Here is a 26,321-nt window from a genome sequence, read left to right on the forward strand (position 1 = left end):
ACAACCGACCCATCCAAGCCTCCAATCCGTTGATCGGAAATCCTGAATCTGATTTGCTACGCCAAATCAACGCGATAAATGGGTTTGAACCCTAGCATCCCCCGCCGATCCCGTAGCGCGCTGCGCGAGCGCCATATGCGATAAGCGCAACCGACGGAGTGCTGGCCAACGTCGCTGGCCTAATTCTTCGCGGCTCTTGCGGCGGTCTATGTTCACTGCGAGACGGCAACCGTTTCGTCTGCTCCAACCATGTCGACGAAGAGCTTCGTGGTCGAAGCCCGGTACGACGAGTTGGGGCCTACTATCACCATAAGCCATCACCAGCAGGGAAGAGGCGCCAACTGCGTTAAAGGAGGCGAAGACACGGTCGCTGGCCACCTCGCGCTGGAAGCGGCTTCCTCGATCAGCACCGTCTTCGCCGGGGGATGGATTTCGCCGAGAGCCGATCAAAGCTCCTGCGTATCAGGTCCCTTACCATCAGGCAGCAGCGCAAGCGGTCGTCTGAAGCCCGCAAATGAGCGGTCAATCACGCCATGCAAGGATCACCATAAAAACGGGTGTGCCGATCAGAGCGCCAGCAATAGAGAACAACGGTCCATAGATCAGCGCGCTCAATGGAATGACAGAAATACATTCCCCGATACTATCATTCAGGCAGTTGTGCGACCCGCCCTCGAAAATGCCGTAGACAGGTAGAAACAGCCCGCGACGATCAGGCTGGCTAAAACCGCTAAGATGGCAGACAGGATCAGGTTCAAAGGTTATCTAGGTCGGCGCTTGACAGACTGTGTCAAAATGCCATGCGGTTTTTCCGCATGGCGTTTCCTGCAAACTGGCCAATGGCTTTGGCTTGATCTTTTTTGATCCGCCTGTTCATTTACGGCATGTTCAAAGCTATCAACGCAGTCCAGATCCACGTTTCGCTGGATGAGATCGAGCCGACAATTTGGCGTCGGCTGGTTTTGCCGGCGAACTGGAATCTCGAGCAGTTACATCTTGCCATTCAGGCGGCTTTCAATTGGTGGAATTACCACCTTCACGAGTTCCGGATTGGAGGATTGCGCTACGGCGATGTTGAGTTGTTGACCGAAGATACCTTTGACGACGACCCTTGTGTTTTCGATTTCCGTGACGTTCATCTTCGCGACTTCGAACAGGGTGCCCTCTTCCGTTATCTCTATGACTTCGGCGATAGCTGGCGCCACACGATCGTAGTCGAGGAATTCGGGGCCTTCGATGTCACACCCAAGCACGGGAGTTGCATCGATGGGGCGCGTGCCAGGCCGCCCGAAGATGTGGGTGGCGTGCCCGGATACGAGCGTTTTCTGGAAATCATGTCGGACAAAGCGGACCCCGAACATGCCGATACCAAACGGTGGTGTGACGGGCATTTCGATCCGGAATGGTTTGATCTCGCCGTGGCCGACAAGGATGTACGCAACGCCCTGCGCCCAAACGTGAAGCGTCGGCTGCATCAACCCAAGCCCAAGCGCGACTGACCGACGCCGGTAAAAATCATGCCAAAAGGCGGCGAGATGCAGATTATTTAGCCGCTATCCTTCAGATTTTGCTATGATTTCCATCCGAACCGGTGGAGTGAACATGACATATATCGTGGGGATTGATCGGTGTCAGGCAACGTTGCTGCCAGCGACGATCGATGACTATGTCGAGGTGGATTCCCCGATACGAGTCATCGACGCATTCGTTGAGAACCTTGATGTTTCCGCCCTCGGCTTCCAACGGGCAACTCCTGCACCGACAGGTCGACCATGCTACGATCCGAGCGACCTGCTCAAGCTCTATATCTATGCGTATCTGAACGAAGTTCGCTCTTCCCGCAGTATCGAGCGTGAATGCAAACGAAACGTTGAAGCTATGTGGCTGGTTGGCAAGTTGGTTCCTGATCACAAGACGATTGCCGACTTCCGCCGTGTCAATGGCGCTGCAATCATCGCAACTTGCCGGGCGTTCGTTCTATTCTGCCGTGAGCAAGGGCTTTTACTGCTCGTCTTGTCGCGATCGACGGTTCGAAGGTGCGCGCGGCGGCAAGTTCGCTGCGTGTGCTCGACAAGGCACGCATTGGCGAAGAGCAGGAGAAACTCGACAAACAGATCTCCGGTTATCTCAACCGCCTTGACGGCGAGGACAGCAAGGACATCATTGATGCTGGAGGCGTCGTAGGAAATGCCTTGCATATTCTAAAGGAGCGACGCGCCAAACTGCAGCGGTTATCGGAACAACTGGATCAGGATGACCGACGCCTTGTGGTACAGGGAGAGCCGGAAGCGCGCCCAATGGGCTTCGGTCGTGGTGGCAAACCTCCGTCATACAATGTGCAGATCGCGGTGCATGCCAATACGGGGATCGTATTGCATCACGCCGTCATTGATGAGGTCAACGATCAGCGGATGCTGCATCCCATGGCGAAGGCCGCAAATTTGCTGGAGTTGAAGGAGCTGACCGTGGTCGCCGATACCGGGTACTCCAACGGCAACGCGGCTGCTGCCTGCGAGGATGACGGCATCATCGCTTGCGTTCCGGTGAAGCGTTCAGTCAACAATCGAGGTGACGGCAATCAATTCGATCGTTCCAGCTTTATTTACGATGCTGGGCGCGATGAATTCACCTGCCCCGCAGGTCGAATCCTACGCCGAAAGGGCCCTGTGAACCGCAGCGGCTATACTTATGTCTCCCGGGATTGCACGGATTGTGAGCTGAAGTCGAAATGTACGCAGTCAGAACGGCGCTGGGTTAGCAGGCATCAGCATGAAGATGCTCTTGAGCGGATGGCGGAGCGCGTCAACCTGATGCGCTGCATCAATCTGCAGGCGCGACGGTGTGAGCCGGACGCACCTGCACGGCTGCGTCTCACCCTTAGAGACGCTTGCGTTTTGACACAGCCTGTCAAGCGCCGCCGTCGAACTTCACTCCCCTGGGGGGATGGACGCATTCACTTCGGAGCAATATGGATAGGGATATAGTCCGCTGTAACGCTCACATTTCACCGCGTCGCTAAGTTAGGTGACGAAGACGTTCGATATCAGGAGAGCCGGTCATGACCGACAACAAGCCAGACGTCACCAAGGATTGGCAGGCGACGCAGGGTCAGAAGTCTTCCGCCACGCGCCTTCGCCTTTTCGCCGCGCTCGCGTGGCTCATCGCCATAGGCGGCGAGATCTACGGGATTATTCTTTTTCGCCAGAACAAGTTCGACCACGGAAACCTGCCACTGCTGATCGGCATTCTGATCGGGATCGCGATTTTCGCAATCGCCGGCAACTTGCTATGGAAGGCTGCCAATCGGCACGATCCGGCTCGCGCATCCGACACAGGAAGGTTCTTCTTCCAAAACCAGCTCGGCGCGATCATCACGCTGATCGCTTTCCTCCCGCTGATCTTCCTGATTTTCACCGACAAGAACATGGATCCGCAGACCAAGAAGGTTGCCGGCGGCGTCGGCGCTGCGCTGGCCGTGCTCGCCACGGTAATGGGGGTCAGCTTCAAACCCCCGTCGGTCGAGCAGTACACCCAGGACATGAACGCGTGCGCGACCCAGATCAAATCGGGGCAGCCCACTACCGCCTGTTCACCCGACGTCGCCGCCCAGGCGCAGCAGATCGCCACGGATACCGAAACGGTGGCGGCAGCAACAAAGGACGCGAGTCACCCCGACGGTCTGGATGTCGTCTACTGGATCGCGCCGGAAAACGGCGCCGCAAAGTCTGCGGAGCCGCATGTTTTCCATCTCTGTGCAGCCGTCAGTCCGCTGAAGGACAAGACCGTGAATAGCGGCTCTGTGACGGAGGCTTACGCGCAGAACGCCATCCGCATCACGAAGCAGATCGATATGGAACAGAAGCAATGCGGGATCACCGGCGCAACCAGCGCCAATTGAACCCGCCCGCGCCCGTCTATCGCACCCGCTGCAGTTGCGGCCCCGCCCGGAGGGCGAGACCGCCTGCCATCAGATCTCCATTGCCTCGGCCAATGTCAGTGCATCGTCCACACCGACGCTGGCACTCATAGGTCACCTGCCTGTCTAGGCGGTCTCGGGTCTACTGCACCCGGTTCGGGCACAGCGCCTTGAACTGGCCCAGAGCGACATCGTAGCCCGACGCGCTCGAGCCGTCCAACGGCTCCTTGCTGTCAAGCTCGACCAACAGGTATTCCGTGCTCATCCCGGTCGGATCATAGTCTGCATTCGGTCCCAAGAACTGGTAACCCTGCCCGTAGAGTGTCATGAAGTTGCCCGTTCTGCAGTTCGCCGAAATCTCCGGCAACAGCTGCACTTTCAGCTCGTCAGCGATGCACTTCGGCGTTACCTTCTGGACATACTCCCGGCAAAAGGCCGTGGCATTCTCCTTCGTGTGCTTCGTGACGATTTTTGCGTGAGTCGTGCCGATGTTCGACTTCTTGACCACCGTCACCTCCATGCCGGCGCGTGATCCATAGTAAAGTGTTTCCGCCTTTGCGGCAGCGCTCATGGCGAGCAGTACTCCGATCGTCGTAGCAATGCGCATGTGTCCTCCTGTCCAATTCCCCATCGGGGCTTCATAGCACTCCCCATCCGCCCTTCCTTTCCTTCTCTCACGAGGATACCTGTGTCGGATACCAATTGGATATCGTTAAGCCCACCCGTCCGGCCTGGCGGTGATCGGAGTTAAAGGTCCAGCTGGTCCCCTTCCTTACCCACGTCTGCCACGGGCCGGGATTACTGGGATTCTGGTGGCGTCACCCGTGGTCCGTCTGCGCAGCACGGCCGGAAATCTACCGGGGCTAGGCGTCGAAGTCTGTCCCCCGAAATTGGCGGCCGCGTCCTGCAGGGGGATCGCGTCCGGATCATGTGCACCCTGCCCGAGCTTGGTAGACCTCAGTCGACCTCATCGTGACCGACCCGCCGCTTCAGGTCCAAGTCCAACGGCTATCGGGCAAGTTCCGTGATAAGTCTCTGGATGAACCGCTCTCCGGCTGCCAGTTGCTCAGCCTCGATATACTCGTCGACCTGATGGGCGTGCGCGATGTCGCCCGGTCCAACAACGACCGTCGACCAGCCTGCATTCTGGAAAATGCCGCCTTCCGTCGCATAGGCAACGACCGCCGTATCGTTTGCATCCGTAAGCGCCAGCGCCAGTGCCTCCGCATCGCCGTCCAATTCCGGCCCAAGGCCAGGGACGGATGAGAGATCCTCGATCTCGATGCCTGAATTCGGGGCAATGGCTTTCATCGCAGGCTCGATTTCAGTGCGCGCATAATGCTCGAACCTGTCGCGGAAATCCTGCCCGTTCTCCTGCGGAACCGCGCGGATATCGGTGATGAAGCTGCAGGATTCAGCCACGATATTGCCCGCCACGCCGCCATTGATCACCCCGCAATGCAGGGTCGTATAGGGCGGTTCGAAGGCACCCGGCGCGGGACGGCGGCTGTTGTCTACCATCGTGTCGTCCAGCCAGGTCACAAGCCGGGCCGCGACCATGACTGCGCTTACGCCGGTGTCGATCCGGCTGGAATGGACCGCGTGCCCGCGCACACGGGTGTTGAATGCGACTATCCCCTTGTGCCCATTGACCACGCGCATGCGCGTCGGCTCGCCGACGAAGACCGCGCGAGGCGTAGCGATCGTCTCGGCCATCCTTTCGACCATCGAAGGGGCGCCCTTGCATCCGACTTCTTCATCATAGGAAAGAGCAATGTGGATCGGCGCCTTGAGACTTGCCGCGAGCATGTCCGGCACTGCCGCGAGCGCAAGCGCATCAAAACCCTTCATGTCACACGTGCCCCGGCCGTAGAGCCGGCCGTTGCGTTCGGTCAGCGACCACGGGCTGTTCGTCCAGCCTGCTTCAAGCGCCGGCACCACGTCGGTATGCCCGGACAGCACCACCCCGCCAGGCACCATCGGGCCGATCGTCGCAAAAAGGTTGGCCTTCGAGCCATCCTCGTTAAAGATCAGCGTCGAGGACACGCCATGCTCGGCGAGATAGGTTTTGACGAACTCGATCAGTTCGAGGTTGCTGTCCGACGAAACGGTAGGGAAGGCGACGAGGCGCTCCAGCATCTCCTTCGGTATCATTCGGTTGGGTGAAGGCATGAGAACCCTTTCAGGCAATCTTTCGGTCGCAAACAGCTTGGGGAAACGATCCCCCTGTGCGGGGTACCGGATGCGGCAGGAACATCAATCGAAGGCTCAGCAGTCGATGACGAGATCGCCGCGCGGGATGGCCTGGCAAAGCATTACCTGGCCGCGCGCCAGAAGCGGCTCTTCGCCGGTGGGATAGTCCGCGCTGCCGCTGACGACGCGCTGCACACAGGACTGGCATTCGCCGTTTCGGCAGGAGAACTGGACGTCAATGTCGTTCGCCAAGGCGAGATCGAGCAAGGAACCGCTTTCGGGTTTCCACGTCAAACTCTTGCCCGAACGTGCAAACTCCACCATGCAGGGTGTGCGGTTGGCCGCCCCACCGGTCAAGGCTCCTGCCAGACCGCCGCTTCGCGGCTCGAATGCCTCGATCCTGATGCTTTCGGGCGCAGCGCCAAGATAGATCAGGCCTTGCCTGAGCGACGACATGAATTCGTCCGGGCCACAGATGTAGAAATCGGCATCGGCAACCGGCACCAGCGATGCCAGTGTCTGGGCATCAATGCGCCCAAAATGATCGCAGGCGTCGTCGCTTTCAGGCCGGGAATAGGCCGTGAACAGCCTGACGTTGGTGCTAGCATCTCTCGCAATGCGCAACGCCTCTTCCCCAAACAAATGATGTCTCGCGTTGCGAGCTGCGTGAACGAGCCAGACATCGCGCCCGGCAGGCTCGCGTCCCAGTTCCTCCAATATAGGCAGAAGCGGCGTGATGCCGACGCCTGCACTGACAAGCACCACCGGACGCAGCGGCGCACTGTCGAGCACGAACTGTCCACCTGGCGCACCGAGGAACACCTCATCTCCGATATCGACCGCATCGTGCAACAGATCAGACACGCCACCGCCGCCGATCCGACGCACTGAGATGCGCAGCGACTGCGCGTCCGGAGTGCCGGAAACGGAATAGCAACGCCGCCGCTGAGGCTGATGCTCGTCCTTGGGCAGGGACACGGTCACATACTGCCCGGGCGCAACCGCTCCGATCGGCGCATCGTCGCGAGGCTTCAGCACGAAGGACATCACGTCAGGACTTTCCCGCGTTCGTGCAGCGCAGGTGAAGCTGCGCCGACCGCTCCAAGCAACCGGGCGAGAATCCGTCCATATCCGCGAGCGTGCAAAGGCAGCGGAGCAGTGGAAGTAAATCTCTTCGGGATGCACGCTCAACCGGCGTTGCCCGTCCGGCTGCGAGCTCACCTCGCGATAGGCACCGTTGAGGCGTATGTTGTCGGATCGGCCCGGTTCGGCAGCCAGCAGCGCGAATGTGGCGGAATGCGGCGTGGCGGACGCTGCCGAACCTTCGTGGCTGACATCGAGTAGGAGGGACTGCCTGTTCGTGTCGGGATCGAGCCGAAGCGGCGTTCCACCCACCAGGTCCATCAGGATCTCGCCCGTATCGCTTTCATGCGCGAAGACGATGAACCGCGCATCGTCGATAAATCCCATGAAGCCGGGGCCGGCGGTGTTGTAGACCTTGGTCTGCACCAGTGGGCTCGGCGTCCCGTAAAAGTCTCGCAGGCCGGATTCTGCAAGACGGCTTTCAGCGGCAGCATCATAGAGAACCGGCTTGCGCCCGCCCTCAGCCTGCCATCGGCCGTCCCTGGCGTAGATATCCAGGACGTCCAGCGGAGGCTTCCTGTCGGTCGGATCGATCCAGAAGCCGCTCCTGGCGAAGGCCTTGCTTGGCACGAACTCCATCCGGGTCGGCGTCAGCACAATGACACTGAGCGGACGGTTCTCGTCGGCGGGAAAGGCAGCGATGTCTTCCTCGCTTCGCGACACCGTCGCTCGTGCGGCAACCCGCAGATACTCCTCAGAACGCCGGTTGAGAAGGACCAGTGCCACATCGGGATTACTCAGCACATTGCCGATCGTGTCGAGTCGGCGGTTGCCAACATAATCCGGGAGCAGCAGACTGCCATCCGCGCGCAGCCGGACCACCGATGGCTGCCCACCCCGCGGTGAGACATCCATCGCGCCCTCGGCATTGCGGGAAGCAATGAACAGCAGCGTAGACTTCTCGATGAAGGAACAGATGTGGTCATCCATGGTCGTCAGTCCTAGACGGCAGCGCCGGTCATTTCGCGTGATGCAAAGAAGTCCCTTCCTGGGACGGCTTGGAGCAGTCGGCGGGTATAGTCGGCGCGCGGGGCGTCGAAGAGTGTTGCTGCTGGTGCTTCTTCGACGATGCGGCCGTGCTGCATCACCACGATGCGGTCGGCGATCTCGCGGGCGACGCGCAGGTCGTGGGTGATGAAGAGCATGCTGAGCCCCATCTCCGCCTTGAGATCCGCCAGAAGCTGCAGCACCTGTGCCTGCACCGAGACATCGAGCGCCGAAACAGCCTCGTCCGCGATGAGGCAGACGGGATCAAGCGCCAAGGCCCGTGCAATGCAGATGCGCTGCCGCTGCCCGCCGGAGAATTCGTGCGGGAACCGGTCGAGCGCGCGAGCGCCAAGGCCCACCCGTTCCAGCCAGCGCCGGGCGATGGCCTCGGCATCGCTGCGAGAGGTGCCGAAGGCCATCGGTCCCCGGACGATGCTCTCGCCGATCTTCAGGCGGGGGTCGAGCGAGGCGTAGGGATCCTGGAACACGATCTGCGTGCGGCGGCGGAACTGCCGCAGCGCCTCACGGCCCATGGCGTTGACCGGGGCACCGTCGAACAGGATCTCGCCACCGTCCGGTTCGATCAGGCGCAGCACCATGCGCGCCAGCGTCGACTTGCCCGAACCGCTTTCGCCCACCACGGCAAGCGTGTCGCCCCGGTTCAGGACAAGGTTGACCCCCTCGGCTGCAACCACCCGGCGCGGGGTGGCAAAAAAGCTCTGCTTGGTTGTGAACACCTTTTGCAGGTCCTTGATCTCCAGCAGCGGTGCTTCGCGGCTTTCGGCCTTGTGTATCGCCCCCCGTCCCGGCACGGCATCCAACAGCTCGCGCGTATAGTCTTCGCGCGGTGCGCTCAGGACCTCGGCTGACGGGCCTTCCTCGACCACCCGGCCATGACGCAGCACGATGACGCGGTCGGCAATGTCGGCGACCACGCCGATGTCGTGGGTGATGAACAGCACCCCCATGCCGCGCTTTTCCTGCAGGCTGCGGATCAGGTCGAGGATCTGGCGCTGCGTCGTCACGTCGAGCGCGGTCGTCGGCTCATCCGCGATCAGCAGCCGCGGGTTGTTGGCGAGCGCCATGGCGATCATCACGCGCTGGCGCTGGCCGCCCGAAAGCTGGAACGGATAGGCAGAAGCCAGTGCCGTGGGGTCGGGCAGGCCGACCTGGCCGAACAGCTCCTGTACCCGGGCCTCGATGATCGCCGCATTGGCTGCCGGATCGTGTGTGCGGATTGCCTCGGCTACCTGCGCGCCCGCCCGCGCCAGCGGGTTCAAGGCAGTCAGCGGCTCCTGGAAGATCATCGCGATCTCGCCACCGCGCAGTGCGCGCATCTCGCGCGGCGAAAGTTGCAGCAGGTCACGCCCACCGAAGCGGATCGCCCCATTGAGCGCCTTCACCTTGTTCGGCAACAGCCCGAGGATCGCATGGGCGGTCATCGACTTGCCCGACCCGCTTTCGCCGACAAGGCAGACGATCTCGTTGGGATTGACGGTCAGGCTGATCCCGTCCACGGCATGGGCGCGGTCGGCACCGTCCGGCAGGCTGAGAAAGAGGTTTTCGATGGCAAGCAAGGGTTCGGTCATGCCCGGGATATCCTCGGGTTGAGCGCATCGTTCAGCGCTTCGCCGACAAGGTTGATGGCGACAACCGTCAGCAGGATGGCAATGCCGGGGAAGACGCTCATCCACCAGGCCTGGCGGATGACGGTGCGTCCCGCCCCGATCATATAGCCCCAGCTCATGAAGTTCGGATCGCCAAGCCCCATGAACGATAGCCCAGCCTCGATCAGGATTGCCGCTGCGACCGTCAGCGAGCCGGCGACGATGATCGGCGAGATGGCGTTCGGCAGCACATGGCGCACGACGACCGAGAGAGTGGATTGGCCCTGGCAGCGCGCCGCCTGGACGAACTCGCGCTGCGCCACGGTACGCACCTGCGCCCGCGTCAGCCGCGACAGCGGTGGCCAGCTCACCAGCCCGATCGCCAGGATGATGGTGCCGATCGACGGCGTCAGGATTGCGACCAGAAGGATCGCAAGCACGAAGCTCGGGATGGTCTGGAAGATCTCGGTGAAGCGCACGATGACGGCATCGACCGCACCGCCGGCATAGCCCGAGATGCAGCCGAGAAGCACGCCGATGCAAAGTGCCGTCAGCGTCGAAGCCAGTCCGATCAGGATCGAGACCCGCGCGCCATGAACGATCCCGGACGCGATATCGCGGCCGAGCGTATCGGCACCGAGAAGCATGCCGTTCTCGCCCGGGCGGCTGAAGGGTATGCCTGACATTTCCCACGGCGAGGCGGGGTACACCAGAGGGGCAACGACCGCCATCAGGCAGACGAGGCCCAGAAGCACCAGCCCGACGATACCCGCCGGGCGCCGCAGAAAGGTGCGGATGATATCCTGCATGTCGTCTCTCCGCTCTAATGTGCGCCGATGCGCGGGTCGATCAGCCGGTGCAGGAGATCGGTCAGCAGATTGACTGCGATCACCATGACCGACATCACCAGGAACAGACCGAGCAGCACCGGGTAATCCCGTGCCGTGACCGCATCGAAGGTCAACCGGCCAAGGCCCGGCCATGAAAACACCGTCTCGACCACCACGGCGCCGCCGATCAGTGCGCCGGCCTGAAGGCCGGCAAAAGTCACCACCGGCACGGCGGCGTTGCGCAGCATGTGGCCGCGCAATATCCGCCCCTCGGTCAGGCCTTTTGCCCGGGCCGTGCGGACGTGATCCTCATGCGATATCTCGATCAGCGAGGACCGCATGAGCCGTGTGTAGACGGCCATATAGATCGCCGAGAGCGTCACCGCCGGCAGGATCAGATGCCGCGCCACATCCATCGCATAGTCGAAGCTGCTGTAACTGGCGGCCCTTATGTTCGTATAGCCGAAGGCTGGCAGCCACTCGAGCTGGACCGAAAAGATCAGAACCAGCATCAGCCCCAGCCAGAACACCGGCGTGGCGTAGAGCAGCAGCGACACCAGCGAAATCGCTAAATCCGACCATTTGCCGTGCCGGAGCCCGGCAAATGCGCCGAAGAACACACCGCCGATCAGCGACAGGAAGAACGCAGTCAGCGTCAAAAGCAGCGTCGGCCCTAGCCGGTCGAGGATCAGATCGCTCACCGCCCGGCGTTGCCGGTAGGAGTATCCGAGATCGAGTTGCACCACCTTGGAGAGATAAGTGCCGAGCTGCACGAAATAGGGCTGGTCGAGCCCGTACTCGGCACGAACCTGCTCAAGGAACTTCGCATCCGTATCGCCCGACTGGCCGGCAATCACCAAGGCAGGGTCGCCAGGCGCCGAATGGACGAGCACGAAATTGATTGTCGCAATGACGAGGATCGCAGACGCGATCCCAAAAAGCTTGGCAAAGAGACGGGAGACTATCGACATCAGACGAATTGCGTCCTTCGCATTTGCTGCTCGCCCTGCTGCGTGAACCCCAGCAGCTGATCGAGAACACCAAGGAACAATCCAGCCCCTACCGGGATCAGTTCGTCGGGAAAATCATAGTCGGGATTGTGAACCATCGGCCGATCCATCCCGGCACCGATGAACAGAAGCGCCGACTTCGAGCAAGATCCGAAAAGCCCAAAATCCTCTGCACCCCGTATCGGCACATAGTCCGTGACGCGTAAGAGGTTCATGCGCGTTGCAGCGTTGTCGAAGACTGCCGCAGCCTCGGGGTCATTCACGCAGGCCCGGAAGAAGTTGTGTATCGAGTGCGCGAGCGTGAGACGCTCTTCGGCGGCGACCGTACGCACCATCTCCAGCACATCCTCGACCAGCGCCGGCATCCCGTCGCTTTCGGGCCTGCGAAGGGTCATGCAGATTTCGGCCGAACCTGGGGTGATACCGAAAACAGGCTTTCCCATCTGGACGCTCGTCAGTGTCACCCGGCGGAAGCCCTGCGCGACGACATCACCCGCCTCGAAAGTCTTCAATGCCGCGATAATGCGGGCGACCGCTGTCGCTGGCGAGATGCCGGTTTCAGGCATCGAGGCGTGCGCAGTCTTGCCGACAAGCTCGATGCGCAGGCCCATCGATGCGCAGGTGATCTGGCCCGCGGCGACCGCAACATGGGCGAGCGGCAGGCCGGGCATGTTGTGGATCGCGAAGGCGTGGTCCGGCGTGATCGCGGCGAATTTCGGATCGGCAAGGACGGCCTCGGCCCCATGGGCCGTCTCTTCGGCAGGTTGGAAGAGCAGGACGGCCCTGCCCCGCGCGGGCCTGTGCCTGGCAAGGTGCCGAGCGACAGCGGCCATCATCGTCATGTGTCCGTCATGGCCGCACATATGTGCCTTGCCGTCGTTGCGGGAGCGATAGGGAAGATCCGAAATCTCGTGGATCTGAAGCGCGTCCAACTCGCAGCGCAGCAGGACGGTCGGTCCCGCCTCGGCAGCCTCGTAGACGAGCGCGACACCATGACCGCCGAGCTCCGTGACGACTTTGTCGGGCTTGGTGTCGGCCAGGAAGGAGACTACCTCGCGGGCGGTCTCGATCTCTTGGCCCGAAATTTCCGGAAACTGGTGCAACTTGTGTCGCCACGCTTGCAGAACAGCAATTTCCGCGTCGTCGAAGTATTGGGTCATGTTGGCTAAGAGCTTCCTCTGTCGCGGCCGCTAGCCGCGTTGGACGGATGAAGTGCGGGACCAAGTCCGCTGTGAAGCGATGCGCCGGCACCGTCAAGGCGTCGGCGCATCTCCAGGGCAATCAGGCTGCGAAGTGAGTCGTGCCGAAGTTGGCGTTGACCCCCGTAGACGAGGTCACGACCTCCTTGAGCCGGTTGTCGTAGATCGTCGGATACTTCTGCTCGCACAGCCAGAGGACGGGCATCTCCTCGACGAGCAGCTGCTGGACTTCCGTGTAGTAGGCCTGACGTTTTTTCTCGTCGAGCTCCACGGCCGCCGCCTCGAATAGCTCATCCACCTTCGGGTTCGAATATCCGGAAGTGTTGGAGAACATGACGCCCTTTCGGATGTTGGAAGAGATGTAGGTGCGTGCCACGCCAAGCGCGGGATCGCCGTTCTGGTAGAGCTGGTTGCCGCTGATATCGAAATCGCCATTGCTGACGCTGGCGACCCAGCCGGCGAGATCGTTGCTCTGCAGCTCGACATTGATTCCAGCCGCGCCGAAGGCTTGGCGGACATATTCGCCGATCCGCGTCCAGACCTCGCCTGCCGGCACCGTCGTGAACTTCAGGGCGACGCGCACGCCGGCAGCGTCGGGCTTCAGGCCCATCTCGTCGAGCAGCGCGACCGCCTTCTCGACGGAATGCTCATAAACCTTCACATCCGAATCGTAGAAGCGCATCGAAGACGAGATCGGACCGGTAGCCGCGTTGGCAAGGCCGAACAGGATGCGGTCGCGCACGAATTCGCGGTCGATCAGATGCATCAGTGCCTGGCGGAATCGCTTGTCGTCCAACGGCGGACGGCGGCAGTTCAGCTCGATCCACACCATGGGCGAGAAGTACTCGTAACCGTCGGTCGTCATCTCGAGATGTGGCAATGCAGACAGACGCTCGGCGTCGAAGGGCTCGATATCCTGCCACTGCGCAAGCTGCGTCTCGCCCTGCTCGAGTGAGACAGCGCGCGAGGCCGCGTCCGGAATGACGCGATAGTAGATCTCCTTCAGCTTCGGCTGGTCCGGCCGGTAGTAGTCATCAACCGCCGTGAGGTGGATGTGCGAACCCTTGACCCATTCATTAAGGCGGAACGGCCCGGTGCCGATCGGCGGCTGTTCCGCGCCATCCTTGCGATAATCCTTCCCTTCCAGGAGATGGCGCGGCACCATCGGCGCGGAAGCCGTCTCGAAGGCCATGATGAAAGCCGGGAAAGGCTGCTTCAGCTTGAAGACGACCGTGAAGTCGTCAGGCGCCTCAATGCTTTCGCAACGGTCGAAAACAGCCTTTGCGCGGGGATGCGTTTCCGGCAGGAGCGACTTGCAGGAGAAGATGACGTCCGCTGACGTGAAGGGCTGGCCGTCGTGCCATTTCGCGTTCTGAACCAGTTTGAACGTGTAGGTAAGGCCGTCCTCGGAAATGTCCCACGTGTCGGCGAGCAGCGGCTGTGGCGTGAGATCCTTGGCATAGGAAAGCAACCCCTCGTAGAGCTTGCCGCCCACGACGCCGGTCGGCGTCTGCTGGTTGATCCCCAGGTTCAGGATCGGTGGCTCGGGCTGGATGATCGCCGTCAGCGTCTCACCCGCCTCCTGGCTCAAGGCCTGCCCCGCAAAAGCCGTCGAGCCAAGGGTGGCAGCCAGCATCATGTTGAATTCCCGCCGATTCATTTCATCTCTCTCCTTTTTCAATCAAAACGCTGCCGAGATACGGTGCGCTGCGGTTCCCCGACCGCTTATTTCTTCGTGACCAGTGAGCAGGTGGACTTTTCAAGCGCCTGGAACGCGTGTGCTGCATCGACTTTCGAAATCAGCCTGTAGTAGTCCCAGGGCCCCTTTGACTCTTCAGGCTTCTTGACCTCGAACAGGTACATGTCGTGCACCATCCTGCCATCTTCCCGGATAGTGCCCTTGTAGAAGATGTCCTCGATGGGCAGTTCCCGCATCTTGGCCATCACGGCCTCGGTTTCATCAGTGCCGGCGGCCTCGACGGCCTCGAGGTAGTGCAAAACCGAGGAGTAGGTGCCGGTTTGAAGCATGTTCGGCATGGCCCCCACCTTGTCGAAAAACCGCTTCGACCATTCGCGCGTTGCGTCGTTCATGTCCCAGTACGACGCCTCGGTAACGGTGAGGCCCTGCGCCTCGGATAGGCCGAGGCCATGCACGTCATTGATGAAGCCGGCCAAAGTCGCGAGCTTTTGACCGCTTTGGGTCAGGCCGAATTGAGCTGCCTGTTTGATCGAGTTGATCGTGTCGGCGCCCGCATTCGCAAGCGCCACCACCTTGGCGCCTGAGCTTTGAGCGGTGAGCAAGGCGGAAGCAAAGTCGGTCGTACCAACGGGAAGACGTGTGCTGCCCAGAACCTGGCCACCCTGCCCCGTTACGACATCGCCGGTGTCCTTTTCCAGACTGTGGCCGAAGGCGTAGTCGGCGGTGACGAAGTACCAACTGTCAAATCCTTCGGCCACCAGCGCTTGGCCGGTGCTGTGGGCGATGGCGTAGGTGTCGTAGGCCCAATGAACGACATATGGACCGCAAACATCATTGGTGATGCGCATCGATCCTGGCGAGCTCAGCGTGATGATCTTGTTTTTCTGCTTGGCGACTTCGAGGACCGCCAGCGCTGGGGACGAAGAAGCTACGTCGAGAATGGCATCCACCTTGTCCTCGTCGAACCACTTGCGTGCGGCCGAGGCTGCAATGTCGGGCTTGTTCTGATGGTCGGCAAATACCACTTCCACGGGCTTGCCGAGGACTTTGCCGCCGAACTCTTCGACAGCCATCTGGGCTGCGGTGACTGCGCCCTTTCCCGTGATATCGGCATAGACACCGGACATATCCTCGATGAGCCCTATGCGGACGGCATCGTCGCTGAGCTTGGCCTCCTGAGTCATCGCGATCGTCGGCAGTAAGGTAGATGCCGCCACAGTCAGGGTTACGAAGCAGATGCCTGCTATCCTCCTAGAGTTGTTCATTCACGTCCTCCCTCTTTAATTATCTGCACCAACATGAATACGACTCGCCGATGCGGTATTTCCAACACCTTAGGGAATGCGTGATGTGGCGTTCAATGTCTCGGAATCACACCCGCCGAGACCTAAAGTGTCTGTCGTTGACAAGTCATCTCGCAACGATGCGTCATTGGATCGCCGGCGGTGAACTGCTCAACGGCTCGGCAGACGCGCAAGGAGCTCGCCGATCAAGCCGCGACGAAACAACAGGACACATACGACGAACATCGCGCCCAGGACGACGGTCACAGGCAGATCGGTGCCGGCCAGATAGCTCTCCAGCGTCACGACAAGCGCAGCACCCACGACAGGCCCCAGCAGCGTACCAAGGCCACCCAGGAGTGTCATCAGCACGACTTCGCCGGACATCTGCCACGCCACGTCAGTGAGGGACGCAAGTTGGAAAACCAGTGACTTGGTTGCCCCCGCCACACCGGCAAGCGTTGCTGACAGGACAAAGGCGAGAAGCTTGTAGCGCTCGACACGATAACCCAGAGAGATAGCACGGCTCTCGTTCTCGCGGATTGCCTTCAGAACCTCACCGAAGGGAGAGTTGACTGTCCGCCAGATCAGAAGGAACCCAAGCACGAAGATCAGCAGCACGAAATAGTACATGGCAAGTTGATCATTGAGATCGATGACGCCGAGCAATTTGCCTCGTGGTACCCCTTGGATACCGTCCTCGCCATGGGTGAAGGGCATTTGAATGGCCAGGAAATAGACCATCTGGCTCAGCGCCAAAGTGATCATGGCGAAGTAGATGCCCTGTCGACGGATTGCGAGGGCGCCGAAACAGAACCCGAGCACGCAGGCAAATGCTGCCCCCATTGCGATGCTCATCAACGGTCCCAGACCCCAGACGCTGGCGGCATGAGCAGTGACATAGGCCGCGCCGCCGAAAAAGGCGGCGTGGCCAAATGAAAGCAAGCCGGCATAGCCAATCAACAAATTGAAGGCGCAGGCAAAGAGCGCGAAGCATAGTATCTTCATCAGGAAAATCGGGTAAAGCACAAATGGCGCGGCGGCGGCAACCAAGAGCGCGGCCACTATCAGCAATGCTCGCTTCCATTCACTGATACGGAGGGGGCGGGCAGTAATGACCCCGTGGGTTCCGCTTGCCGCCTGATGATCGCGACCGAAGAGACCAGCGGGCTTGACGAGGAGAACGACCGCCATCGCGACGAAAACCACAATGCTGGCAGCCGGCGGATAGAAGACCTTTGTCAGTCCCTCGAGGAGGCCGAGCGACAGGCCCGAAACGATCGCGCCCATTATGGAGCCCATGCCGCCAATGACCACCACGGCGAAGACGACGATGATCAGGTTTGACCCCATGAGCGGGCTGACCTGATAGAGGGGTGCAGCAAGGACACCGGCAAAGCCAGCCAGCCCCACACCAAAGGCGCAGGTCAACGAGATCAGAACCGGGACGTTGATGCCGAATGCCTGCACAAGCCGCGGATTTTCCGTCGCGGCGCGCAGATATGCGCCAAGCTTTGTGCGTTCGATTGCAAACCAGGTGCCGACACAGATGAAAAGTGCGGCTGCAATAACCCAGGCCCGGTAATCCGGCAAAAACATGAAACCGAGATTGCGCCCGCCCTTCAGCGCCTCGGGAATCGGATATGGCTGCCCCGAGACACCGAAGAACTGGCGGAACACGCCTTCCAGAACGAGCGCGAGACCGAAGGTCAAGAGCAGGCCGTAGAGAGGATCGGATTTATAGATCGGCCGCAGGAGAAAGCACTCCATCACGAGGCCGACCAAGGCAACGATTGCCGGGGCCAGGATGAGCACCGGCCAATAGCCTATGCCAAGATATACCAACAGCAGCCACGCCACGAACGCACCGACCATATAAAATGCGCCATGGGCCATGTTCACGACATTGAGCATGCCGAAGATGACCGCGAGCCCCAGACTGAGAATGGCATAGAATGAGCCATTGATGAGTCCCAGCAGGAGTTGTCCAAAGAGGACCTGCGGCGGTATTCCGAAAACTGCGTCCATGTCGGCCCCTGTTGTTTGAGTTAGACGCCGAGATAAGACGCGAGCTTGTTCATGCTTGCGGGAAGCTGATCGTTAGGGATCATGTCGACGACACGTCCCTCCTCCATGACGACATGTCGATCCGCAATCATCGACGCGAAGCGAAAATTCTGCTCGACCAGAAGAACGGTCAGGCCACGGCTTTTCAGCTCTCGAAGCACAACGCCGATCTGTTCGACGATGGCCGGTGCGAGACCTTCGGTCGGTTCATCGAGAAGGATCAGGTCGGCCCCAGTGCGTAATATCCGGGCGATCGCCAGCATCTGTTGCTCGCCACCGGACAGACGTGTCCCTTGAGTGGTCCCGCGCTCGGCGAGATTTGGAAAGAGCTTCAATATCTCCGGAATTGTCATTCCGCCCTGCTTCACGACGGGCGGAAGCATCAGGTTCTCGTCAACCGAGAGGCTGAAGAATATGCCTCGCTCCTCGGGCACGTAGCCGATACCGCGACGGGAAATTCGATATTGCGCTTGGCCGAGGAGTTCTTCTCCGCGAAAGGCGATCGAGCCCGTATACTTGTCGATGAAGCCCATGATCGCGCGCATCGTGGTCGTCTTGCCGGCGCCATTGCGACCGAGCAGTGCTACGACCTCCCCCTCTCGGACATCAAAGGTGACGCCGTGCAACGCATGGCTTTCCCCATAGTAGGCATGAAGGTCCCGAACCTGGAGGACAGGATGCGGCAGCGAAGCTCTAGACATTTGCTGTCCCCATATAGGCTTCGCGCACCTGCGGGACGCGCGAGACCGTTTCGTAGGAACCTTCGGCCAGCACCTCTCCTCGACGCAGCACCGTGATGACATCGCAAAGCTCGGCGACGACGGAGAGGTTGTGCTCGACCATCAAAACTGTCCGATCGGCGGCGACACGCCTGATCAAGGCGGATGTACGGGCGATATCCTCGCGGCCCATTCCCGCGAGCGGCTCGTCTAGCAGCAGGACCTTCGGGTCCAGCGCCAGGGTGGTGGCGATCTCCAGCGCCCTTTTGCGGCCGTAGGGCAGCTCCGCTGCTATATGATCCGACCATTGCGTAAGGTTGACGACCTCGATCAACTCGCGGGCGCGATCATTAAGTTTGTAGAGGCTGGATTTTGGTCTCCAGAAGTGAAAGCTCGTTCCGAGCGGCCTCTGGAGCGCGACGCGCACGTTCTCCAACACGGTCATATACGGAAACACCGCCGAGATTTGAAAGGAGCGGCAGAGGCCCATTCGCGCGACATCTGCCGGTTTCAGCCCCGTAATGTCGTGACCCTCATAGATGATCTTGCCGCTCGTCGGCGGCAGGAACTTGGTCAGCAGATTGAAGACCGTGCTCTTGCCCGCACCATTCGGGCCGATCAAGGCATGTATCGTGCCGCGCCTTATCCGAAGGTCGACGTCCTTCACGGCGACGAAGCCCCCGAAGGTCTTTGTCAGGCGTCTCGCCTGCAGAACAACGTCGTGATCAATCATGCAGCGGATCCAAACTTCTGGTTACTCGGCGACCACGTCTCGCGCCGTAACCCACACAACTCGCACTAGTGGACTGCGGCATACATGATCGATTCCTCACTGGCCGTCCGGCGGTCCATCTCCTCCACGATCTTGCCTTGTCGGGCGACGAGGATCCTGTCCGACAATGCCAGCACCTCGGGCAGATATGAGGAAATTACGACCACCGCGATGCCGTCGTCGGCAAGCTGATTGATGAAGGCGTGAATCTCCGCGATGGCACCGACGTCGACGCCGCGCGTCGGCTCATCGAAGATCACCAGCCGCGGCGTCTGCACCAGCGCCTTGGCGATCACCACCTTCTGCTGGTTGCCGCCAGACAACTCGATCACCTTGGCATTCGGATCGATTGCGCGGATGTTGAGCTGCTTGCGCCACTCCTCAGCCAGCCGCCGTGCATCGGACGGTGACACGATCTGAAAGCCGCCATAGGCCTCGCCGGCGATCTTGCCCATGTGGATGTTGTCGGCGATGCTCATCGTCTCGAAGAAGCCCTCGGCCTTGCGCTCCTCCGTGACATAGACGACGCCGTCGCGCACCGCTGGAGCCGGAATGCGGTAGCGCACCGGATTGCCGGCAAGCCGGATTTCGCCACCGTAAAAAAAATCCCGCTTGAGGACGCCCGCCACCACCTTCATGGTCTCGGTTCGCCCCGAACCGACCAGCCCGAATATGCCGGTAACCTGTCCGTCGTAGATCGAGAAGGACGTGTTGCGCACAATGCTTCCCATCGAGAGGTTCTCGACGGAAAGTACCTTGCGTCCGCGCGCTCGCGGCGGCCTGGACCGTGCGGTGGCGCCATAGATTTCGTCGGTGAGGTTGCGGCCGACCATCGCCTGGACGATCTTCGGGCGATCGAAGGTAGCAGCCTTGTCCGAAACGATCAGGTGTCCGTCGCGAAGGATCGTGATCCGGTCGGCGATCTGGAGGGCCTCCTCCAGCGCGTGCGAGATGAAGATGATCGACACGCCCTCCGCTTTCAGTTTGCGGATCAGCTTGAAGAAGTAGCTCTTTTCCTCAGGCGTCAGCGTTGCGGTAGGTTCGTCGAAGACGATGACGCGCGCTTTATGGTGCACTGCGCGTGCGATCTCGACCATCTGCTTTTGCGCAGCGCCAAGCGAGCCGACCAGCGCAGCCGGATCGACGTGAAAATTGAGCGATTGCAGGAATTGCTGGGCCGCGATGTAAATGCCGCGAAGTCGGTTCAACGGCTTCTCGTTGCCGAGATAGATATTCTGGGCGACCGTCATCGACGGCACCAGGCTGTTCTCCTGGTAGACCATCGCAATGCCCTTTCCCAGGGCTTCGGCAGGCGTCGCCAGCGTCTCTTCCCTGCCATTGATGAGAAGCGTACCCGCCGTCAGGGGATAGACGCCTGCAATGATCTTGGTGAGCGTGGATTTTCCAGCGCCGTTCTCGCCGAGGAGAGCGTGGATTTCCCCTTGCTCGAGGACAAAGTCGACCTGCGAGAAGGCCGCGATGCCCCGAAACTCCTTTGTAGCCTTGCGCAATTCGACGATCGGCGTCATGCGGCGTGCTCCGTCGGCATCGTGAGATCCAGGGGCTCTGAAAGCGCGACATGGTCGATCAAAACAACCTCGCCCTTCCCTTTTGACGTCGCAACCAATGCACCATTGACCTCGACCAGAGACGTGATGCCGTGGCGTGCTCCATCAGCCCTGCTATGCGCACTCCAGACTAGCTGCAGGTCTGCATCGAGCCGCACGACCAGACCGTAGGATCGGGTCGGCGCCCACGGTTTGTGGATACCGAGACGGATGACGCCGCCCGATTGCAACGGCTCCTTGAAGCTGTGGCCGCTGGAGAGCGCCGGCGCGATCCAGAACGCAGGGTCGATCTCGGCGATCATCTGCCGGCGGAACCTGTTCTCCCGCAGCACGAACTCCTGGAGTTGCGAGCGCACGGCAAAGAGTGCAAGCCAGTAGCCGCCCGAATAGGACTGGCAGATGCGGCCTGGATAGGCTGGCAGGCCTGCGAGCATCTCGCGGGGCTGAGATGGGGCATTCGCGTCGAGGGTCAGTAGCCGGTGCCGCCAAGCTTCCGCGACCACGATCTCGGCAGCCTCTTGTCGCAAGCAGAGCCCTGCCGGGAAATGCAGTCCCGCCGCAAGCCTGACTCCCTCGTCACTGGAAAGGTCGAGGCGAACCACGGATCCGGACCGCCCATGATGGATAAGGTCATGGCTCCATTGCGCCGCCGTGAACTCGGCCGATCCATTGGTCACGATCAGCGTATCCTCATCGAGAAACACTGCAGCGGTCGGGCATTTCAGCCCACCATCTGCAGCCCTGTCTATCAGCAAGCCGTCGTGCCTGCCGCCGATGATCTTCACGCCGACGCCGTCGAGGCCGACGACCAGTGCGCCGCCTTTCGAGACTGCAAGGCAGCTTATCGCGGCATCGTGCTCGGAATGAATGCGGCCGCTACCGTCGGCGCCTAGCTCCAGAATTCGGGATGCAGAGGAAACCAGCAGTTTGCCACCCACTGGAACTGCATTGTCGGCTCCCTCGACCACTGCCAGGCTGGCGGCTCGCTCGAGATAGTCGTTCGGCTTCAGCGCACCGTCCATGACCGGAACGGTGATGGAGAACTCACCGCGACCGCCCATGAAGCGGTCGAACGTCCTCCTGATTGCGGCGGAGACGCTCATTTGCCTTCTCCCCAGTAGAATGTCTGCGACGTCCAGTTTGGATCGGCCTCAGGCAGCTTCATTCTGCCGATACGGTCGTTGTAAAGGCCGCCCAGATAGAGATAGCCCTTGTGCTCGCGCATCGAGGTGACCATCGGATGGTTCGCCCCGCCCAAATCCCACAGGGATTCAAGCACGTCTCCTCCACCTGTGAACTTCAGCACGCAGCCGGTGTTAATGTTCGGGAAGAGCCATTCATCCCGTGCGACACGCTTGGCCATGCGCTTGCGCAGGCTCGGCATGCGCAAGGCGAGATCGAGCGCGGGCGAGCGCATGCCCACCAGTGCGACCCAGAAATTGCCGTCCGAGGCGCGGTTGATGTTGTCGGGATAGCCCGGCAGATCTGCGATCAGAACTTCGCAGGTGCCCTTGCGTGGGCCGTCGAACCAGTAGCGGTTGATCCGGCAGCCCCAAGTCTCGGCGAAGAGTAGAGACTGACCGTCCCCGGCCATGCAGACGCCGTTGGGAAACTGCAGATTGCGCAGGACAGTGCGGGTCGAGCGATCTCGCGGATCGTAGCAGATCAGACGGCCATTGCCGCGGCTTTCGAGCGCATCATAGGCCCAGTCGTGCATGTCGTAGCGGATCGTCGCCTCGGAGAAGAAGATGCGTCCGTCCGGCGCGATGTCGAGATCGTCGGCAAGCTTCAGGCGCGAATCGTCGATGATCGAGAAGAATGTGCGGTCGGTCTCGTCGGTCAGTTTGCGGACCTCACGCTCCGGCGTCACCTGATAGAGGCCCATGCCACCGATGCAGACGTTGAGATTGTCGTTTTCATCGAAGGCCATGCCCAGCGGATGTCCGCCGATATGGGCAAAGATCTCCCACTTCAAATAGTCGGGCGCGAGGAAGCGCACGATGTCGCCGTGACGGTTGGGGCAATATAGATTGTCGCGGCGATCGAAGATGACGTCCTCGGGGCCTTCGATCTCGCCCTTGCCGATGAGGCTGACGCCCTTGAGACGATCGTTGAGCGCGTAGGGACTGCTGCTTCCAGCATCCGTCGCCGGCGGTGGCGGCAGCCGGAAATATGCGGGAGAGACGTAGACTTTGTTCAGGATCTTGTGCCGGTTCTTCAGCCAGCGCACGTCGATCGCCACTACGAGCAAGAGCACAAGTCCAAGGATGGTGGAACTGACGCCGCCGCTGATTCCGATGCGAACCATGCTGTCGGTCAGAATAAGGACGACGACGGCGCCGAGCACCGACTTGACGACCGATCCCCTGCCGCCGCCAAGGCTGTTGCCACCGAGCACCGCAGCAGTCAACGCGGCGATTTCCAGGCCGACGCCCGTATCGGAACCGGCGCTGCCCAGGCGCGCGGCGAAGAAGATGCCGGCAATCGACGCCAGCGTGCTCGACCAGACGTAGGTCATGAAAACGGTACGCTTGACCTTGAGGCCGGCGTTGAAGGCCGAGCGCCTGCTACCGCCAACAGCCGTTATATGCCAGCCGACGCGCGCGCGCGTCAGGATCACGTGCCAAGCAGCGATGATCACGAGAGCTACTGTGAAGGAGAAGGGCACGCCGAGGACTGTGCCTTCGCCGATGAAATACCAGAGTTCGGAATCCGGAAATCCTGCCGATATCTGCACCGCGTAGCGAAGCAGGATGATGTCGACGATCGAGCGGATGATGATCAGCGTCACCAGAGTAGTCAGGAAGGCGCGGATGCGGAGGTAACCGATGAGAAAGCCGTTCACCGCTCCACAGAAAGCGCCGACACCGAGCGTAGCTGCGACGCTCGCCCATACCGGCCAGCCGAGCAGGTTCATGCAGATCAGGGCGGTGATGTTGGCGAGGGCGAAGACGCTGCCGAGTGACAGGTCGAGCCCCCCGGCCAGGAGCACGATGCCCATCGCCACGACGATCAGCATGAACTCGGCCAGTTGGCGCGACGTCTCGGTCAGGCTGGACACGGTGAAGAAGCCGATGTCGTGCCAGAGGAAGGCGCCGATCACCACGATGGTGGCAAAGACCGGAACGATGTTGTCGCTCCAACGCTTGGTGAGAACCTCGCCGAGGAGTTTCTCCGGGAAATATCGGAAATAGAGACGCTCGATCGCTTCCATGGATGATCCTGCCTGCGGATTCCGGACACGGCCGCCGCGCAGGCGGCGGCCTTCGATGGGTTCGTTCGGCTACCGCTTCAGCAGGTCGAGGTCCCAGCAACTGTCGGTCGTCAGCGTGTCCTTGGAGATGATCTTGTTTGGCGTATAGAGGGCGAACTTCATCTCGCCCGCTGCCGCCGGTGACTGCAGCAGGATCTTGATCGTGTTGTTGAGGTCGCGTCCCTGCCCGGGGACGTCGTAGGATATGACTTCGTTAAATGTCCCGTTCTCGACGCCCTGGCACGCGGTCTTGTTTCCACCGCCGGAGGTGATGAGATAGATGTCCTTGCCGGATTCGGCGATTGCGGCACCGGTGCCTGCGTCCATGACGTCCCAGAAACCAATGATGCCGCACAGATCCGGATTTTGCTGGATCACGGTCTGCGCGATACCGCGCGCCTTCGACTGATCCCAGTCGCCGGTCTGGCTCGATACGATTTCGATGTCTTTGCTATCCTTCAGCGTCTGCGAAATGGCGCTGAGCTGGTAGACGCTCGCGGCAGCCGTTGCCGGGCCCTGGATCAATGCGATCTTGCCGCTTTTGCCGGCGCCCTTACCACATTTCTCGACCATCCGGTTTGCCGCGTACTGGCCGATGCCGTACCAGTCGGCACCGACGAAAGCGTCGGTCTGGTAGCTCGACTTCATGTTGACCTGGACAACCTTGATGCCGGCTTCCTCTGCGCGCTTCAGCGTACGTGCATAAGAAGCGACGTCGAAATTCTGTACAACGAGGATGTCCGGCTTCTCAGTGATAGCCTGGGTGATCGCTCGCGTGCCCGTGTCGGTGCTCCAGTTGGCATCGCGAATGTCGAGCTTGTAGCCGAGCCGGTCGGCCTCCTTGCGCATTACGGCCGCCCAGCCTTCCGGCAGGTCGAAGCTCATCGACATCGGCACGAAGATCACTTTCTTCCCGGCCAGCGCGTCGAGCGTGGGCTGGCGGATCTCGTCGGTCAAGCCTTCCTGGGCCAGCGCCGGCGAGATAGCGACCAGTCCGGCAATGGCAGCTGCGAGCGCAGTCTTGAGCATCCTCATTTTCAGTTCCTCCCGTGGTTGAAAACAGCGATTAAATGTCGCCTTGTTGAGATGTTTGTTCATCGCGCGGGTTCAGCAGCGCGTCGACGACAAGAGCACCGAGCAAAACGGTGCTCTTGATCAGGTTCTGGACGGTGTAGGAGATGTCCATGATGGTCATGCCGTTGAGCAGTAGACCAATGAGGGCGGTGCCTACCAGCACGTTGCGAACGCCGCCGCGGCCGCCGGAAAGGCCGATGCCGCCAAGGATGACGACGAGCAGCACGTCATAGATCATCGTCGAGTTGACAACGCGCATGTTCATGCTGGCGATAGAGGCGGCGGTCACGGCGCCGGCAAGGAAGGCCATCAGGCCGGACAGTACATATTGCACTATGATCATCGGCCGTACCGGAATGCCCGAAATACGCGCGGTCGAGATGTTGTCACCGACCGCGTAGATGAAGCGGCCGAGCCCGGTCTTACGCAGGAAGAGATGGATGACCAGCGCCGCGGCTGCAAAAAGCCAGATCGGCAGCGGCACGCCGAGGGCGCTTCCGCGGCCGAGAAAGATGAACCAGCCGAGCCCGTCGGGGATGTTGTTGACGTCGAGGTTGGCAATCACCCCACGGCCAAGGCCGTAGACGATCGCGGAAACGGCGAGCGTGGCAAAGATCGCCGGGATTTCCACGTAGGCGATGAGAAATCCCATGATGACCGCCACAGCGACAACGAAGACCAGCCCCAGTCCCAACGCAGTGACGAACGAATATCCCTTATTGGCGAGCACGATCGAAAGCGTGATGGAGACGGCCATCACGGCCACCAGCGACAGGTCCACGCCGCGACCGATGACGACGATCGCCATGCCCAGGCTGAGCATGCCGAGCACCGCGACATTGCGCACCAGCGTGAGGATATTTCCCGAGGAGAGGAAATTGTCGAGGGTCAGCGAAAAGACGAGGAACAGGACCAGCGCCGCCAACGCGACGATCATCTCCTGCGTCAGCCTCAGCCCATTGAAATAGCTCATCGGCGATGGCCGCCTTGCCGTATTGGTT

At 60.7% G+C, this 26,321-nt stretch carries 20 protein-coding genes; 3 read left to right on the forward strand and 17 right to left on the reverse strand.

The features are described from left to right. The first annotated feature begins 884 nt into the window (after positions 1-884). From BM413_RS30015 to BM413_RS30030, 3 genes are all read left to right on the forward strand, one after another. Positions 885-1,499: a plasmid pRiA4b ORF-3 family protein gene (locus BM413_RS30015; protein WP_091918546.1), complete on the forward strand. Its 615-nt coding sequence runs from the start codon at positions 885-887 to the stop codon at positions 1,497-1,499. A gap of 537 nt (positions 1,500-2,036) precedes the next feature. After that, positions 2,037-2,984 carry a transposase gene (locus BM413_RS30025; protein ID WP_244538107.1) on the forward strand — a complete coding sequence of 316 codons (948 nt, stop codon included), beginning with the start codon at positions 2,037-2,039 and terminating at the stop codon, positions 2,982-2,984. Positions 2,985-3,058: 74 nt separating this feature from the next. After that, positions 3,059-3,898, forward strand: coding sequence for a hypothetical protein (locus tag BM413_RS30030; protein WP_091918519.1), 840 nt, complete (start codon positions 3,059-3,061; stop codon positions 3,896-3,898). A gap of 160 nt (positions 3,899-4,058) precedes the next feature. Here the strand turns inward: BM413_RS30030 and BM413_RS30035 are convergent, their stop codons facing one another. The 17 genes from BM413_RS30035 to BM413_RS30115 form a co-directional block, all read right to left on the reverse strand. Further along, entirely contained in the window at positions 4,059-4,523 is a 465-nt protein-coding gene (locus BM413_RS30035; protein ID WP_244538108.1) for a hypothetical protein, read from the reverse strand. Positions 4,524-4,924: 401 nt separating this feature from the next. Further along, positions 4,925-6,088 carry an acetylornithine deacetylase gene (gene argE, locus BM413_RS30040; RefSeq protein ID WP_091918520.1) on the reverse strand — a complete coding sequence of 388 codons (1,164 nt, stop codon included), beginning with the start codon at positions 6,086-6,088 and terminating at the stop codon, positions 4,925-4,927. Positions 6,089-6,184: 96 nt separating this feature from the next. Beyond that, the gene (locus BM413_RS30045; protein WP_091918521.1) at positions 6,185-8,182 is read right to left on the reverse strand and encodes an FAD-binding oxidoreductase; all 1,998 of its coding nucleotides are present in this window, start codon (positions 8,180-8,182) and stop codon (positions 6,185-6,187) included. A gap of 11 nt (positions 8,183-8,193) precedes the next feature. Continuing rightward, positions 8,194-9,828 (reverse strand): ABC transporter ATP-binding protein, encoded by a 1,635-nt coding sequence (locus BM413_RS30050; protein WP_091918522.1) that lies wholly within the window; start codon positions 9,826-9,828, stop codon positions 8,194-8,196. Continuing rightward, entirely contained in the window at positions 9,825-10,655 is an 831-nt protein-coding gene (locus BM413_RS30055; RefSeq protein WP_091918523.1) for an ABC transporter permease, read from the reverse strand. The genes BM413_RS30050 and BM413_RS30055 overlap by 4 nt, the downstream gene beginning before the upstream one ends. A gap of 14 nt (positions 10,656-10,669) precedes the next feature. Next, complete coding sequence (locus BM413_RS30060) at positions 10,670-11,647, reverse strand: ABC transporter permease (protein ID WP_091918524.1); 978 nt, start codon at positions 11,645-11,647, stop codon at positions 10,670-10,672. Next, complete coding sequence (locus BM413_RS30065) at positions 11,647-12,846, reverse strand: amidohydrolase (RefSeq protein ID WP_091918525.1); 1,200 nt, start codon at positions 12,844-12,846, stop codon at positions 11,647-11,649. The genes BM413_RS30060 and BM413_RS30065 overlap by 1 nt, the downstream gene beginning before the upstream one ends. Positions 12,847-12,967: 121 nt before the next feature. Next, positions 12,968-14,545, reverse strand: a complete 1,578-nt coding sequence (locus BM413_RS30070; protein WP_091918526.1) for an ABC transporter substrate-binding protein — start codon at positions 14,543-14,545, stop codon at positions 12,968-12,970. 65 nt (positions 14,546-14,610) lie between these two features. Beyond that, entirely contained in the window at positions 14,611-15,849 is a 1,239-nt protein-coding gene (locus tag BM413_RS30075; protein ID WP_091918527.1) for an ABC transporter substrate-binding protein, read from the reverse strand. Positions 15,850-16,038: 189 nt separating this feature from the next. Beyond that, positions 16,039-17,895: an ABC transporter permease gene (locus BM413_RS30080; RefSeq protein WP_091918528.1), complete on the reverse strand. Its 1,857-nt coding sequence runs from the start codon at positions 17,893-17,895 to the stop codon at positions 16,039-16,041. 20 nt (positions 17,896-17,915) lie between these two features. Then, a complete protein-coding gene (locus tag BM413_RS30085; protein ID WP_091918529.1) occupies positions 17,916-18,635 on the reverse strand; it encodes an ABC transporter ATP-binding protein in 720 nt (239 codons plus the stop codon). Further along, positions 18,628-19,386 (reverse strand): ABC transporter ATP-binding protein, encoded by a 759-nt coding sequence (locus BM413_RS30090; RefSeq protein ID WP_091918530.1) that lies wholly within the window; start codon positions 19,384-19,386, stop codon positions 18,628-18,630. The genes BM413_RS30085 and BM413_RS30090 overlap by 8 nt, the downstream gene beginning before the upstream one ends. Positions 19,387-19,451: 65 nt before the next feature. Continuing rightward, positions 19,452-20,954, reverse strand: coding sequence for a sugar ABC transporter ATP-binding protein (locus BM413_RS30095; protein WP_091918531.1), 1,503 nt, complete (start codon positions 20,952-20,954; stop codon positions 19,452-19,454). After that, positions 20,951-22,096 carry a hypothetical protein gene (locus BM413_RS30100; RefSeq protein ID WP_091918532.1) on the reverse strand — a complete coding sequence of 382 codons (1,146 nt, stop codon included), beginning with the start codon at positions 22,094-22,096 and terminating at the stop codon, positions 20,951-20,953. The genes BM413_RS30095 and BM413_RS30100 overlap by 4 nt, the downstream gene beginning before the upstream one ends. Beyond that, positions 22,093-24,207: an ABC transporter permease gene (locus BM413_RS30105; protein ID WP_091918533.1), complete on the reverse strand. Its 2,115-nt coding sequence runs from the start codon at positions 24,205-24,207 to the stop codon at positions 22,093-22,095. Before BM413_RS30105 ends, BM413_RS30100 begins: the two co-directional genes overlap by 4 nt. Before the next feature lie 69 nt (positions 24,208-24,276). Further along, positions 24,277-25,281 (reverse strand): sugar ABC transporter substrate-binding protein, encoded by a 1,005-nt coding sequence (locus BM413_RS30110; RefSeq protein ID WP_175544502.1) that lies wholly within the window; start codon positions 25,279-25,281, stop codon positions 24,277-24,279. A 31-nt stretch (positions 25,282-25,312) separates the two neighbouring features. Then, complete coding sequence (locus tag BM413_RS30115) at positions 25,313-26,257, reverse strand: ABC transporter permease (RefSeq protein WP_244538110.1); 945 nt, start codon at positions 26,255-26,257, stop codon at positions 25,313-25,315. Between the last annotated feature and the right edge of the window lie 64 nt (positions 26,258-26,321).

It is taken from the genome of Mesorhizobium sp. YR577, assembly GCF_900116595.1.
Taxonomy (GTDB): domain Bacteria; phylum Pseudomonadota; class Alphaproteobacteria; order Rhizobiales; family Rhizobiaceae; genus Mesorhizobium_M.

Bases quoted from the DNA above. Each gene is read 5' to 3' on its own strand.
- BM413_RS30015 (WP_091918546.1), top strand. From the start codon at position 885: ATGTTCAAAGCTATCAACGCAGTCCAGATCCACGTTTCGCTGGATGAG.
- BM413_RS30030 (WP_091918519.1), top strand. From the start codon at position 3,059: ATGACCGACAACAAGCCAGACGTCACCAAGGATTGGCAGGCGACGCAG.
- BM413_RS30035 (WP_244538108.1), bottom strand. From the start codon at position 4,523: ATGCGCATTGCTACGACGATCGGAGTACTGCTCGCCATGAGCGCTGCC.
- argE (WP_091918520.1), bottom strand. From the start codon at position 6,088: ATGCCTTCACCCAACCGAATGATACCGAAGGAGATGCTGGAGCGCCTC.
- BM413_RS30045 (WP_091918521.1), bottom strand. From the start codon at position 8,182: ATGGATGACCACATCTGTTCCTTCATCGAGAAGTCTACGCTGCTGTTC.
- BM413_RS30050 (WP_091918522.1), bottom strand. From the start codon at position 9,828: ATGACCGAACCCTTGCTTGCCATCGAAAACCTCTTTCTCAGCCTGCCG.
- BM413_RS30055 (WP_091918523.1), bottom strand. From the start codon at position 10,655: ATGCAGGATATCATCCGCACCTTTCTGCGGCGCCCGGCGGGTATCGTC.
- BM413_RS30060 (WP_091918524.1), bottom strand. From the start codon at position 11,647: ATGTCGATAGTCTCCCGTCTCTTTGCCAAGCTTTTTGGGATCGCGTCT.
- BM413_RS30065 (WP_091918525.1), bottom strand. From the start codon at position 12,846: ATGACCCAATACTTCGACGACGCGGAAATTGCTGTTCTGCAAGCGTGG.
- BM413_RS30070 (WP_091918526.1), bottom strand. From the start codon at position 14,545: ATGAATCGGCGGGAATTCAACATGATGCTGGCTGCCACCCTTGGCTCG.
- BM413_RS30075 (WP_091918527.1), bottom strand. From the start codon at position 15,849: ATGAACAACTCTAGGAGGATAGCAGGCATCTGCTTCGTAACCCTGACT.
- BM413_RS30080 (WP_091918528.1), bottom strand. From the start codon at position 17,895: ATGGACGCAGTTTTCGGAATACCGCCGCAGGTCCTCTTTGGACAACTC.
- BM413_RS30085 (WP_091918529.1), bottom strand. From the start codon at position 18,635: ATGTCTAGAGCTTCGCTGCCGCATCCTGTCCTCCAGGTTCGGGACCTT.
- BM413_RS30090 (WP_091918530.1), bottom strand. From the start codon at position 19,386: ATGATTGATCACGACGTTGTTCTGCAGGCGAGACGCCTGACAAAGACC.
- BM413_RS30095 (WP_091918531.1), bottom strand. From the start codon at position 20,954: ATGACGCCGATCGTCGAATTGCGCAAGGCTACAAAGGAGTTTCGGGGC.
- BM413_RS30100 (WP_091918532.1), bottom strand. From the start codon at position 22,096: ATGAGCGTCTCCGCCGCAATCAGGAGGACGTTCGACCGCTTCATGGGC.
- BM413_RS30105 (WP_091918533.1), bottom strand. From the start codon at position 24,207: ATGGAAGCGATCGAGCGTCTCTATTTCCGATATTTCCCGGAGAAACTC.
- BM413_RS30110 (WP_175544502.1), bottom strand. From the start codon at position 25,281: ATGAGGATGCTCAAGACTGCGCTCGCAGCTGCCATTGCCGGACTGGTC.
- BM413_RS30115 (WP_244538110.1), bottom strand. From the start codon at position 26,257: ATGATCGTCGCGTTGGCGGCGCTGGTCCTGTTCCTCGTCTTTTCGCTG.